The organism is Polaromonas sp. (assembly GCF_018780625.1).
GTDB lineage: Bacteria > Pseudomonadota > Gammaproteobacteria > Burkholderiales > Burkholderiaceae_C > Polaromonas.
On record NZ_JADMJK010000230.1, the window covers coordinates 1 to 11,906 of the forward strand.

The following is an 11,906-nucleotide window of genomic DNA, read 5'->3' on the forward strand; positions in this document are numbered from 1 at the left end:
TGCATGCGCTCATAGCCGACCTTGGCGAGCCAGAGTTTGATGGGCTCGGCCTTGGGACTGGGGACGGACTGCACCAGACGCAGCAGGGTTTCGGCGGAGGCGACGTCGGTGAGGTAGTTTTTTCCGTCAGCGGCAGGCAATTTCAGTCGGTGACAGTTTGTCACCGACTCGCTGCCTTCCTTTCTCAGTCGCTCTTTGAGCTTGTTCCAGTATTTACGCGCGGTCTGATAGTCGGGCTGCTGCGTCAGCACCTGCACCACGTCAATCACCGAAAACCACCATATTTCAGTGGCTTCGTCGTACACGCGGCGGATGGACTGACCGTCGAATTCAGTGGGCAAGATTTTCATTTTGGGCGCCTTTCAAGACCTTGTGTTTCAGCATCTTCTGGTCAGGGTCACGCCCGGTGCGGGCTGGACTGATTGCCCAACCGACAAGCTTTGATCGTCAAACAAAACCGAATACGCATCAAAACTACGGGCGACTGCGCCCTCTTCTTTGGGCTTGACTTGCAGGCGGTCGAACAAGGCGTGCGCCGGGGCGTTGCCGAGTTCGCTATCGTGCTTGAACACATACAGCCCGCGCGTGGACATTTCGCCACGGGCGGCAGAGCGGTCGTGCTCAAACATTTGCGCCAGCGCCTGGAACACCAGCTCAAGGTCGTCGTCGCCAAACCCGGTCTGCTTGGCAAGAAAGGAGGAGACAAAGCCGTGGGCCACATACACGCCATAGGGCACGGTGTGCTTGCGGCCCATGGTGCGGTTGTCGCCCTGCTGCTTTTCTGCTTCGGCTTCTGTGGCAACCGCCATGCGGGTGATGGAGTGCTCCAGCGCGACGATGGGCTCGACCGAGCGGGCAAAAGTGAGTTGCACGGGGCCACGAACTTGGCCGCAGTTGATTTTGGTTGACATGACAGCACCAAAAGTACGCACGTCAAAGAAGTTTTGGCACATCCATTGCCTCGCACTGCCAACGTCGTCAGCACCACCTTTGCGCTTTTCTTTGGCGGGTTTTTTCTTTTTGGCATCGGCTGTTTCTGCGGCGACAAACATATTGTCTTCAGCGGAAACTTCATCCGGTAATTCAACTGCATCCAGCTTCAAAGCAGCATAGGCGCGCTGATTCTGATGGTTCAGAATGGCTTTTTCCCGGACATAAATCTCAAAGCGCTTTTCACCCGGTTCGGGTTCGCGTACATCCTGATCCTTGACCAGCCCGACAAAATTACGAATCTTGCGTTTAAGCGACACGTCCGTCACCAACCCATGGCCCGACTCCGCATCCATGCGCGGCATGTTGCCGGCGTCCGGGTCGCCGTTGGGGTTGCCGTCTTTCACGTCAAAAATGAGAACGAAGTCGTAGCGATTGGCGAGATTCATGATGGGTTTCCTTCGGTGATAGGGTTTGAGTCGTCAGGTTTTCTAGTGAAAAAATCTTGGCGCTGGTGGTAATAACCCAGCGCAAAGCGGCCCTGGTCTGGCAGCGGTAAATGTTTGGGAAAGTCGGTCACAGAATCCAGGATTTCGCCCAATAGTTTTTCAAACCATGCCGCTTGACCGATAGGTAATTTCTTCAGGTGAGAATTCTTCAATCTCAGCAAGGTGGTGAACACTGCGACGGGTGTGCTTGATGCCGCGCCGTAGTAGCGGTCCCGAATGGTTGAATTGAGCTTGCCCGGCCCGCCCGCGGACGCTTCCTGAATCCGCTCCAGGACGGCAAAAAGCCGCCCCAGCCGGTAGGCAGGATTGGTATTGGTAAGGTCAAGCATGGGCAAAAACTCCTTCTCGGGGGGCTGGTTGGTAGGTGTGACAGATGAGCGGCGAATGTGCCGATTGAGGCAGGCTTTGATGGCGGCTGCGCGGTAATAGTTAACGTTTTTCTCAGCCCGGCAGCGCCCCACGGCGGCGTTGAGCCACAAGCTGGGGTAAGGCGTGTCTGGTCCGGCAAAGACCGCATCGACGATGGCACCGCCCAGATTCGGCGGCACCCGTTCAATATCGCCCTGGGGTTGGCTGCTGGTGGCCAGGCACACGGCTTGCAGCAACCGCTTCAGACTCGGGTACTGTGGGTCATAGGGGCCACGCGCTATTTCGAGGTCTGTGAAATGCTGGCGGATACACTCGCCCAGTTCAGCCAGCGGCAGGCAGTGATAAAAGCGAATGCTGATACGGGCGGCGTTGGGGGCCAGGCCCAGTACATGAAAGCGGTTGCCCTCATCCAATCCGCCCTGCTTGCCCGACTGGATGGCTGCGAACAGGGCTTGCACGGCGTGCGCGCTCCGGTCGGGGTCGTCCTTGGGTGGGTCGCCAAAAATGTCGGCGGCGACAGATTCAAATTCTGAATCCCGGTCTGACCAAAACACGGTGGAGGCATCGCCCACCTGGATACGCTGGTCTGAGTCTTTGCGCAGCAAGTGGTTCAAGGCTGTGGTGTACCCAAACGCGGCGGCTTGGCTCACCGGGGCGTTTTCACCTTGGCGCTCTGTTTTGCCGTAGGACTCGAAGGCGCGGGCGTTGAACGATACGATGTTGGCGCCTGACGATTGCGCACCCCACACGCCTTTGATGGAAGCATGCAGGCGTTGCACTGGCGCATCGTCACCAGTGACCAGACACATGGCTAGCCGCGCATCCTCATCAGTTGTCACATTCAGCACAGCTTTGACAACGGCGGGGCGTTGGCAGACCAGATCAACATCACCATGCAGGCGAAAGCTCATTACCGCATTGGTTTCTAATGCTTGCGCCCAAGTGGGTTGCGCTTCAAGTTGAGGCAAATTGAAACACGCAAAGAATTTAAAAATAGCCTGGATGCCTGCGTCGTCGCGGGCGCTTTGTGGCAGGGCTTCAATGCGGGTCACAAAATGAGTGTGCTGTTCTGCCACTCGCTCGGGTTTGCCTTTAGTGTCCACGCCCAGCACGTATTCGAGCGTGTCCCACAGTAAATTCGCGGCCACACCGGAGGTTTTTTTGACCCCCTGCGGGACGCGAAATGTTTGTGCCGCTTTTTTCTTCTTCTCGTTCAAGGTACGGGTATCGAGCAACTGAACCAGTTCGCCCTCGGTCGTGATCTCCAGCACAAATGGGATTTCTTTTTGCTCCAGTCCAAAAACTGGCAAGCGCTGCGCTGGGTCGGCATCGTCGCATTTGCGGCGGTAGTAGTCATTGAGTGCCTGGAGAATCATCCGCGTGCCTCCTCAAGCGGGGGAACTTCAATCACGCCAGCCAGCATCCTGGCGTTGAAAAAGCGTGGCTGCGGATCTGAAGGGTGAGTGAAATCCAGGTCGTGCAGCATCCAGCCCAATTCGCGGGTCTCACCGATGGGGGTCACGGCGGGTGCATCTGAAGCCATCAAGCTGAAGGCGGCAGCGAATTCCCGGCAACCTAAATACGGCTGGTTCACGCATTGCCCCTTGGTGGCGCGGCGAGCGAACATCTCGGTGTATTTCATCAACGGCTCGGCAGACCGTCCCGGTGCCAGCGACAAATCAGCGTGAATGCGGTAAGCCACATCGCGCAAAAAGTAGCCAGCGCGTTGCTGGCGTTCGTCTTCGATGTAGAGCCCCAGCTGACCACTGCCCGCCGTCATCGCCTGCTGCACATTGCGGGTGGACACCACGGCGCTGACCTCATTGCGCCGCAAGTTAATCCAGCGAATGGGTTTAAGCACTTCAATGCGATGCACCCGCCAGCGAATAGCAGGCTTCCACAAAATGGCTTCAAAAATGGAACGTGCGGCAGACGGTGTCATCACGTCATACGAGACGCGCTCAACCTTCATTTCAGGACGGGTAAAACAGGCGAACTGGCCTGAGACTTCGAGGCAGAAACTGGGCATGGTTTTCCTTCAAACAGTAAAGCCGCCAGGGTTGTAAATGTCATCATCCAGCTTCAAGCCGAGCACCGGGTCGTACAGGTTTTCTGCATTTACTTGCGCATAAAGCCCCGGCATGGGCAGCGTCAAGTCGCCCTGCGCCAGCATCTTGTCGGCTATGCGCTTGTGAATACTGACGGTGTAGCGCTGCAGCTTTCGCATGAGCCAGCGAGCCGGGCCTTCTGCAGCCAGCATGCCGAGCAGTTTTTCAATCTCATCACTATGTTCCGCGTAGCGCACCACGACCGTGGCCGAATCTTTGTCGTCAATCAGGCGAAAAGCGTCGGCTGCTGAACGGAATCGCACATGCAACGTTTTGGGCTCTACCTTGAGCATGGGAACTATCTTTTTCCCATCCAGATCGACGGTGCTATAGAACTGCCGAAAGTAGGTGGCAAACAGGGCGCGCGCCAGCGGGTCGGCTTGCTGACCATGCAAGGTGCTGATGCATGCTTGCGCCGCTTTGCGCAAGTGCCCCAAGGGCGGCGGCTCGGGCGGCACAAAAACCACTACCCGGCCCTTCCCGTCCAGTCGCCCTTCGCGGTTACAGCGCCCTGCAGCCTGCGCAATAGAGTCCAGCCCAGCCAAAGCGCGATAGACCACGGGAAAATCAATGTCCACCCCAGCCTCGACCAACTGGGTGCTGACCACGCACAACGGCTGCAGGTCATTCCCCTCACGCTTGGCTTTGAGGCGCGCCTTGATCTGGTCGATGACTATTTTTCGATGCGCGCCGCACATGAGAGCTGACAGATGCAAGGTGCCATGCGGCAGCAAGCGATGCAACGCGCGGGCGGCTTTCCGGGTACTGACGATGGCCAGAACGCAGTCCTCGGCGGCAATTTTCTCGGCCATTTCGGCCCACGGCGTGGAAGTGTTCCAGTCCAGGGGCAGTTCAACTTCCACCCGTTTGAGCGCATCAAACAAGGCGTCGGGGTGGTCGATGATTTCGTGCACGTTCTCCAGCCCGCGCAGGTTGTTGCTCTTGTCGAAGTAGTCGGTCGTGTTCAGTGCGGGCTGGGTAGCGGTACACAGCACCACGGTTACGCCATAGTGTTTCACCAGCAGGTTCAGCGCATCCAGAATGGGCTGCAAAAACTCGGGCGGCAGTTGCTGCGCTTCGTCCAACACGATGATGCTGTTCACAATGTTGTGCAGCTTGCGGCAGCGAGACGTTTTACCGGCAAACAGCGACTCGAACAACTGCACGTTGGTGGTGACGACCAGCGGCGCATCCCAGTTTTCGCAGGCCAGGCGGCTGCGGGCAGTTTCGTCTTTTTCAGACGCATCAGCCTGGCTGTGGTGCTCAATCAGAACTTCATCACCCAATACTTTAAACACGCCCCGAAACACGTCGGCCGTCTGTTCGATGATGCTGGTGTAGGGAATGGCGTAGATCACGCGGCGCTTGCCGTGCGCTTGCGCGTGATTCAGCGCAAATGCCAGGCTGGACAAGGTCTTGCCGCCGCCTGTCGGAACCGTGAGTGAAAAGATGCCGGCGGGCAGCGCCGCCTTGTCGCGGCACTGGCGCAGGATGTCGGCGCGCAAAGTATTGACGTTGGATGGCGCAGCACTGGCGGCCTTGGCGCTCATATGTTCGTCCAGCGTGGACCGCATTTGATCCAGTGTCGGGAAACCGTCACGCCGGGCAGGCTTGCCCGCGTCAAAGTGGGCCTCGGTGTCCAGGAAATCGGCGTCCACCAGGCAGGAGAACAGCAAGCGAACCCACAACGCGAAGCCGGCTGCGCCACCCGGAATTTGGCGCAGGTCGGGGACAAAGTCACCCGAATCAAGAATACTGGCCGGGGGCCTGGCGTCCTTGGCTTCTTGTAGTTCGGTCTGGCAATCGGCTAGCGCCAGACGTTCGCTGAGGCCGCCGTCCCAATCGGCAAGCCCCGCGTGATGGCCCGCAATCAGGTAGGCCAGTACACGGGCGGCCAGTTTGCCGTTGGCACCGTGCGTTTTTTCAAGCGTTTCTATGGCCCAAAGTGCGCCAGCGGCCGAGTGCGTTTTTTCGCGCCCGCCGACCTTGCCTTCAATGTGCGCATTCGGGTCATCCGACTGCCTCAAATAGCGCTGGAACCCCGGTCTGTATTTGCCCAGGTCGTGCCACAGGCCCGCCACATAGGCCCACCGTTGCGCGGCGGTTGCGGGTTCAAACGCGCTTGAAAAATCAGCGGCTATGGTAGCCACGGACTGCAGGTGCGCGGCTAGCGAATGCCCGCCAGAGTGGGCCAGTGCGTCCGACATGATTGCGTTCTCCCTGAAACCTATATTTCAGAGAATCTTAATCCAACGCTAACAATTATTTACAGCTATTTCAGATACCCGGAACTCCCGCACCAAGCGAGAGCTTGCGTGGCCGCAATGGAAAATACCAAGTAAATAATAGCCACGGCTCAATATGGGTGGACACTAATTGCTACTTATTTTATAGCATTTTTAAACTATCCATCAAACTTGACGCTGCACCCAGACACCAGTACCGTCCACGCGCGCCATGGCCGACAGCCCATCAAAAAAGCCCCGCAGTCAGCCGACTGGCGGGGCTTTGGCAGGCAATGCAGGGTTGCCTGCGTGAAGGCGATTACTGCTTGACGGCTTCGACCTGGATCACCAGGCGGACGTTTTTCTGGAAACCCCAGTCGACCCCGTAGTTCATGCCAAAGGCGGTGCGGTCAATCGTGGTTTCAAAGTCGCCGCCGCACACTTCGCGCTTGAGCATGGGGCTGGTGTAGCAGTTGAACTGGCTGGCTTTGAGTGTGACGGGCAGGGTTTTTCCCAACAGGGTCAGGTTGCCGGTAACTTCAGAGACCTTGTCGCCGTTGAAGCTGAACTTGTCGGAAACGAACTTGATCGTGGGGTACTTGGCGGCGTCAAACAAATCGGGGCTTTGCAGGTGCTTGTCAAACGCGGCGGTGCCGGTGTTGACGGAGGTGATGTCAATCGTGACCTCGACCTTGCCGGTCCTGGCGGCGCGGTCCAGCTGCACCGAGCCTTCTTTTTTGTCGAAGCGGCCGCGGTTGGTGCTGGCGCCAAAGTGGCTGATTTCGAACGTGGCGAAAGTATGCGTCGGGTCGATCGCGTAGCTGGCGGTTTCGGCATGGGCGACGCCGGCCATTAGCATGGTTGCAGCGGCCAGGGTCAAAATTGATTTACGCATGGGTGTGGCTCCAGAAGAGGGTTAAAAAAGAAAAGATTCAGAACTTGCCCACGCCGGTCAGCGCGAGCTTGAATTTGACCTGCACGTCGTCGGCCACCATGGAGGTGTCGGCCCACTCGTTTTCACCGATCTTGAAGGCCAGGCGCTTGATGGCAAAAGCGCCGATGGCGGTGGTGACGGCGCCGGCCTGGCTCAGCGCCACGGGCACCACGACATCGCGCACCTGGCCCTTGATGCTCAGCTTGCCGGCCACCTCGTACTTGCCCGGACTGAGCTTTTTGACGGCGCCGGACTGGAACATGGCCTGGGGGAACTTGGGGACGTTGAACCAGTTGGGCTTGGGCAGTTCGGCATCGGACTCGGGCGCGCCCAGCGTGGCGCTGCCCATGTCGATGGCAAAGGCGATCTTGCTGGCTTCGGGTTTGGCCGGGTCGAACGCGATTTGCGCGTCAAACTTCTTGAAGTGGCCATCGACCGACACGCCCATTTGCTTGCTGGCAAAGGCAATTTCGCTTTGCGCCGGAACCAGCTTTTGCTGCGCCTGGGCGGACACGGCAAGGAGTGCGCCGGCCAGGATGAGGCTGGCGGTGCGCAAGGCAGAAGAAAGAGTGTTCATTCGTTGTATTGACGTAGGTGAAAAGATGCCGCAGGCGGGCTTCAACGGCGGCCGGGCAGCATGCGCTGGAGCAGGCCGTCGCGGTCCACCCAGTGGTGCTTGAGCGCGGCAGCTACATGCAGCGCCACCAGCCCGGCCAGCGTGAAGGCCGACCACTCGTGCCAGGGCTTGATCAGCGCGGCCAGGGCCTTGTCGACCGGCACAAAGTCAGGCAGCGGCAGCACGCCAAACAGCACCATCGAAAACCCGGCCGCCGAGCTGTAGGCCCAGCCGATCAGGGGCACGGCAAAAAACAGCGCATACAGCAGGCCATGGGTGGCGTGGTAAGCCCGCAGCTGCCACGCTGGCATGGCAGCTTCAACCGTGCGGGGCAAGGCCGGTGGGCGGTGCGTAAGCCGCCACAGCAGACGGGCCAGCGACAGCGACAGGATCACCACGCCGGCCCACTTGTGCCAGTTGTAGAGTTTCAGGCGCAGCGGTGAAAACGGCAGGTCGGCCATGTAGAGGCCAACACCGAACATGGCGGCCAACGCCAGCCCCAGCACCCAGTGCAGCGCCATGGAAACGCCGTGGTAGCGGGGGGAAGCAGCAGTGGAAAGGGCGGGCGTCATGGCAAAAACAATTCAGGTCACTTGGGTGGAACATTCAAAGTTCCACGAAGTATAGAAACCGTTTTTGCGCTTGAGATTCAAATTAATTGACGAAATCGTTCGATTTATTTGAACGACCATTATTCCATCTATCAGTTAAATAGAATGCTCCGCAGGTGCCGGCAACGCAAAGCGCGCGCTCAATTCGCCCAGCCCCAGTTCGGCCAGCACCTGCTGCAGACGCGTTTGCGCGGTGCGGGTTTTGGCTGCATTGGGCGTGTCCGGGCGGCTGGCCAGGATCAGCTCGTTTTTCATTGAATGCTCCCAGCCGACCAGTTCGGTCACGGTGACCTGGTAGCCGTGGGCTTCGAGCTGCAGGCAGCGCAGCACGTTGGTGATCTGGCTGCCGAATTCGCGGGTGTGCAGCGGGTGGCGCCAAAGTTCGGCCAGCGGGGTCTTGGCCAGATTCAAGGCCCGGCTTTTCTTTAGCACGCTGGCCACTTCGGCCTGGCAGCAGGGCACCAGCACCATGTGGCGGGCCTGCTTGGCCAGGCCAAAGGCAATCGCGTCGTCGGTGGCGGTGTCGCAGGCATGCAGGGCGGTCACGATGTCCACGGTATCGGGCAACTCGGCCGAGCGGGTGGCATCTGCCACCAGCAGGTTCAGGAACGACATCTGCGCAAAGCCCAGCTGGGCGGCCAGCGCGCGGGATTTGTCGACCAGTTCGGCGCGGGTTTCTATGCCGTAAATGTGGCCGCCGGGCTTTTGGCCCTGGTGCGCCACGTTGAAGAACAGGTCGTACAGGATGAAACCGAGGTAGGACTTGCCCGCGCCGTGGTCGGCCAGGGTGAAGCCCTGCGGGTGGCCCGCAGCTTCTTCAAGCAGCGGCGCAATGAACTGGTACAGGTGGTAGACCTGCTTGAGCTTGCGCCGGGTGTCCTGGTTGAGCTTGCCTTCGCGCGTGAGGATGTGCAGGGCCTTGAGCAGTTCAATCGACTGGCCGGGGCGCAGCTCGTCAATGACCTGCGGCGTGGCCGGGGTGGGGCCGCTGGCCTTGCGGGTGGGTTTGCCGGGCCGGGGAGTGCTGTGGTTTTGCATGAGCCCTCCAGTTTAGTGGCGGGCCGCCCCGCCCTGGCGCACCGCTGCAGCAAGGGTCTTTGAGAAATTTCATTGCACACAATTTAATTGTTCACTATAGTTCAGCCATGCCGACGCCCAACACCCCCACCGACGACCTGCTGAAGCTGGACCACCAGCTTTGCTTTGCGCTGTATTCCGCGTCGCTGGCCATGACCAAACTGTACAAGCCGCTGCTGGAAGAACTGGGGCTGACTTACCCACAGTACCTGGTGATGCTGGTGTTGTGGGAACAAGACGGCTTGATGGTGTCTGAACTCGGCGAGCGGCTTTACCTCGATTCGGGCACGCTGACGCCGCTGCTCAAGCGCCTGGCGACGGCCGGGCTGGTGCTGCGCAACCGCGCCGTGCAGGACGAGCGCCGCGTTCACGTCACGCTGACACCAGCAGGCCGGCAACTGAAAGCCCGGGCCGCCAAAATTCCGGGCTGCATCATCAGCGCCGCCCAATGCGCCCTGCCCGATTTGATGGCGCTGACCGGCCAGGTGCAGGCCTTGCGCCAGCGGCTGGTCAGCGCCGGCCTGCCGAAATAGCCACTTTCCCCTTTTTGCTTTTCACCCCCGCCTCGATTCGCAGGCTTATTCAAAGGAAACACCATGACCACCCAACTCGACAAAGTGCTGTACACCGCCCACGCCCACACCACGGGCGGCCGTGACGGCCAGTCCAAAACCGATGACGGCCGCCTGAATGTGACGCTGAGCTCGCCCGGCACGTCGGGCACCGGCACCAACCCCGAGCAGCTGTTTGCAGCCGGCTATTCGGCCTGCTTCATTGGCGCCATCAAGGCGGTGGCGGGCATGAAGAAGATCGACGTCCCTGCGGACCTGTCGATTGACGCGAGCGTGGACCTGGGCAAAATCCCGCCCGGCTACGGCATTGCGGTGCGCCTGGACATCAGCCTGCCCGGCATGGACCGTGCGGCGGCCCGGGAGCTGGTCGATGCGGCCCACCAGGTGTGCCCTTATTCCAACGCCACGCGCGGCAACATCGATGTGCGCATCACGCTGAAATAGGGCCGCGCTGCGCGGCCGGCAAGCACTCTCTTTTTAATAGCGTATTGCGCCCGTTCCATATGCACTGGAGGCACTTTTTTCTATCAATCTAGTCCACGAAAAACCGCCTCTCGCCCGACCACTGATCTGGGCCGACAATCGGGCATGACTGAACACAACAAGGCCGCGCCAGCGCGCGACGCCGTCCATGCCTATGAATCCCTGACGCCCGATGTGGTGCTGGACGCGCTGGCCAGTGTCGGCCTGATGGGCGACGGGCGCCTGATGGCGCTGTCGAGCTACGAAAACCGGGTCTACCAGCTGCACCTTGAAACGCCTGCGGGCGCGGGCGATTTGGCCGGCGACGTGGTGGTGGCCAAGTTCTACCGGCCAGACCGCTGGAGCGATGCGCAGATTCTGGAAGAGCATGCGTTTGCCGCCGAACTGATGGCGGCGGAAATCCCGGTGGTCGGCCCGCTGGAACTGAACGGCAGCACGCTGAACCACTTCAACGGCTTTGGCTTTAGCGTCTCGCCCAGCCGGGGCGGCCGCCGGCCCGAGCTTGAAAATTTCGAGGTGCTGGAGTGGATAGGCCGCTTTCTGGCGCGCATCCACACCGTGGGCGCGGCCCGGCCTTTCACACACCGCCCGGCGCTGAACCTGGACACCTTTGGCGCCGCATCGGCCGAGCGGCTGCTGGCGGGCGGCTACCTGCCGCTGGACATGGAGTCGCGCTGGCGCCGCGCCTTTGACGAGGCGATGGTGGTGGCCCAGGGCGTGTTTGCCGGCGTGGGCGATGTGCGGCAACTGCGCCTGCATGGCGACTGCCACCCCGGCAACATTTTGTGGACGCCCGAGGGGCTGCCGGGCGCCGGTCCGCATTTTGTGGACCTGGACGACGCGCGCAGCGGCCCGGCCGTGCAGGACCTGTGGATGCTGCTGTCGGGCGACCGGGCGCAAAGCACCCGGCAACTGGGCGCGCTGGTGGACGGCTACGAGGAGTTCCGCGAATTTGACCGGCGCGAGCTGGCGCTGATCGAGCCGCTGCGCACGCTGCGCCTGGTGCATTACAGCGCCTGGCTGGCGCAGCGCTGGCACGACCCGATTTTCCCGATCAACTTCCCCTGGTTTGGCTCCAGCGACTACTGGAAAGGCCAGGTCGACATGCTGGAGGCCCAGACCGAGGCCATGCAGGAAGCGCCGCTGATGGCGTAGTGACATAGTGATGCGGCCACCCAAGCCGTGCAGTCAGGCCGGGCGCCTACAGGCACAGTAGGCGGAACGGCCCGGCATTGGGAGCCAAAACCACAGTGCTTAGGCTACAGTGGTGCGCACTATGCAGACCTTTTTCGCGCAGCCCGCCGCTTCATTGAATACCTTGCCCGCAGGCCGCCTTGCGCCGCGCTGGATGTGCCTGTTGCTGCTCGGTTTTTGGGTTTCGGGCTGCGCGTCTCTGCCCAGCGAAGTGGACCGGCCAGTCTCCAGCGCGCTGGCCAACCCCGAAACGACCCGTATCGGCCAGGCCGTGGCGG

The 11,906-nt window shown here is 60.3% G+C and carries 12 protein-coding genes and 1 pseudogene; 4 read left to right on the top strand and 9 right to left on the bottom strand.

Annotated elements, in window-relative coordinates; all coding sequences use genetic code 11:
• The 9 genes from IV091_RS16470 to IV091_RS16510 all read right to left on the bottom strand — a co-directional run.
• The coding region (locus IV091_RS16470; RefSeq protein ID WP_293470340.1) for a Bro-N domain-containing protein at positions 1 to 350 on the bottom strand (350 nt) is incomplete at its 3' end.
• Positions 351 to 377: 27 nt separating this feature from the next.
• Positions 378 to 1,382, bottom strand: coding sequence for a type I-C CRISPR-associated protein Cas7/Csd2 (gene cas7c / locus IV091_RS16475; RefSeq protein WP_293470351.1), 1,005 nt, complete (start codon positions 1,380 to 1,382; stop codon positions 378 to 380).
• Complete coding sequence (gene cas8c, locus IV091_RS16480) at positions 1,376 to 3,184, bottom strand: type I-C CRISPR-associated protein Cas8c/Csd1 (protein WP_293470341.1); 1,809 nt, start codon at positions 3,182 to 3,184, stop codon at positions 1,376 to 1,378. The genes cas7c and cas8c overlap by 7 nt, the downstream gene beginning before the upstream one ends.
• Complete coding sequence (gene cas5c, locus IV091_RS16485; RefSeq protein ID WP_293470342.1) at positions 3,181 to 3,837, bottom strand: type I-C CRISPR-associated protein Cas5c; 657 nt, start codon at positions 3,835 to 3,837, stop codon at positions 3,181 to 3,183. The genes cas8c and cas5c overlap by 4 nt, the downstream gene beginning before the upstream one ends.
• Before the next feature lie 9 nt (positions 3,838 to 3,846).
• A complete protein-coding gene (gene cas3 / locus IV091_RS16490) occupies positions 3,847 to 6,123 on the bottom strand; it encodes a CRISPR-associated helicase Cas3' (protein ID WP_293470343.1) in 2,277 nt (758 codons plus the stop codon).
• Between the two features lie 337 nt (positions 6,124 to 6,460).
• On the bottom strand, positions 6,461 to 7,036 hold the full coding sequence (locus tag IV091_RS16495; protein ID WP_293470344.1) for a YceI family protein: 576 nt from the start codon (positions 7,034 to 7,036) through the stop codon (positions 6,461 to 6,463).
• Positions 7,037 to 7,073: 37 nt separating this feature from the next.
• On the bottom strand, positions 7,074 to 7,652 hold the full coding sequence (locus tag IV091_RS16500) for a YceI family protein (RefSeq protein WP_293470345.1): 579 nt from the start codon (positions 7,650 to 7,652) through the stop codon (positions 7,074 to 7,076).
• A gap of 41 nt (positions 7,653 to 7,693) precedes the next feature.
• The gene (locus IV091_RS16505; RefSeq protein WP_293470346.1) at positions 7,694 to 8,263 is read right to left on the bottom strand and encodes a cytochrome b; all 570 of its coding nucleotides are present in this window, start codon (positions 8,261 to 8,263) and stop codon (positions 7,694 to 7,696) included.
• A gap of 135 nt (positions 8,264 to 8,398) precedes the next feature.
• The gene (locus IV091_RS16510) at positions 8,399 to 9,340 is read right to left on the bottom strand and encodes an SAM-dependent methyltransferase (protein ID WP_293470347.1); all 942 of its coding nucleotides are present in this window, start codon (positions 9,338 to 9,340) and stop codon (positions 8,399 to 8,401) included.
• Positions 9,341 to 9,447: 107 nt separating this feature from the next.
• Here IV091_RS16510 and IV091_RS16515 point away from each other — a divergent pair, with 107 nt between their 5' ends.
• The 4 genes and pseudogenes from IV091_RS16515 to IV091_RS16530 form a co-directional block, all read left to right on the top strand.
• Entirely contained in the window at positions 9,448 to 9,912 is a 465-nt protein-coding gene (locus tag IV091_RS16515; RefSeq protein WP_293470348.1) for a MarR family transcriptional regulator, read from the top strand.
• Positions 9,913 to 9,975: 63 nt separating this feature from the next.
• Positions 9,976 to 10,395 carry an organic hydroperoxide resistance protein gene (locus tag IV091_RS16520; protein WP_293470349.1) on the top strand — a complete coding sequence of 140 codons (420 nt, stop codon included), beginning with the start codon at positions 9,976 to 9,978 and terminating at the stop codon, positions 10,393 to 10,395.
• Positions 10,396 to 10,539: 144 nt separating this feature from the next.
• The gene (locus tag IV091_RS16525; protein ID WP_293470350.1) at positions 10,540 to 11,589 is read left to right on the top strand and encodes a serine/threonine protein kinase; all 1,050 of its coding nucleotides are present in this window, start codon (positions 10,540 to 10,542) and stop codon (positions 11,587 to 11,589) included.
• 121 nt (positions 11,590 to 11,710) lie between these two features.
• Positions 11,711 to 11,906, top strand: a pseudogene (locus IV091_RS16530) (phospholipase D family protein); the annotation flags it as partial.

What these genes read in the sequence shown, in the direction of transcription:
- cas8c (WP_293470341.1), bottom strand. Translation starts at nt 3,184, where the DNA reads ATGATTCTCCAGGCACTCAATGACTACTACCGCCGCAAATGCGACGAT.
- cas5c (WP_293470342.1), bottom strand. Translation starts at nt 3,837, where the DNA reads ATGCCCAGTTTCTGCCTCGAAGTCTCAGGCCAGTTCGCCTGTTTTACC.
- cas3 (WP_293470343.1), bottom strand. Translation starts at nt 6,123, where the DNA reads ATGTCGGACGCACTGGCCCACTCTGGCGGGCATTCGCTAGCCGCGCAC.
- IV091_RS16495 (WP_293470344.1), bottom strand. Translation starts at nt 7,036, where the DNA reads ATGCGTAAATCAATTTTGACCCTGGCCGCTGCAACCATGCTAATGGCC.
- IV091_RS16500 (WP_293470345.1), bottom strand. Translation starts at nt 7,652, where the DNA reads ATGAACACTCTTTCTTCTGCCTTGCGCACCGCCAGCCTCATCCTGGCC.
- IV091_RS16505 (WP_293470346.1), bottom strand. Translation starts at nt 8,263, where the DNA reads ATGACGCCCGCCCTTTCCACTGCTGCTTCCCCCCGCTACCACGGCGTT.
- IV091_RS16510 (WP_293470347.1), bottom strand. Translation starts at nt 9,340, where the DNA reads ATGCAAAACCACAGCACTCCCCGGCCCGGCAAACCCACCCGCAAGGCC.
- IV091_RS16515 (WP_293470348.1), top strand. Translation starts at nt 9,448, where the DNA reads ATGCCGACGCCCAACACCCCCACCGACGACCTGCTGAAGCTGGACCAC.
- IV091_RS16520 (WP_293470349.1), top strand. Translation starts at nt 9,976, where the DNA reads ATGACCACCCAACTCGACAAAGTGCTGTACACCGCCCACGCCCACACC.
- IV091_RS16525 (WP_293470350.1), top strand. Translation starts at nt 10,540, where the DNA reads ATGACTGAACACAACAAGGCCGCGCCAGCGCGCGACGCCGTCCATGCC.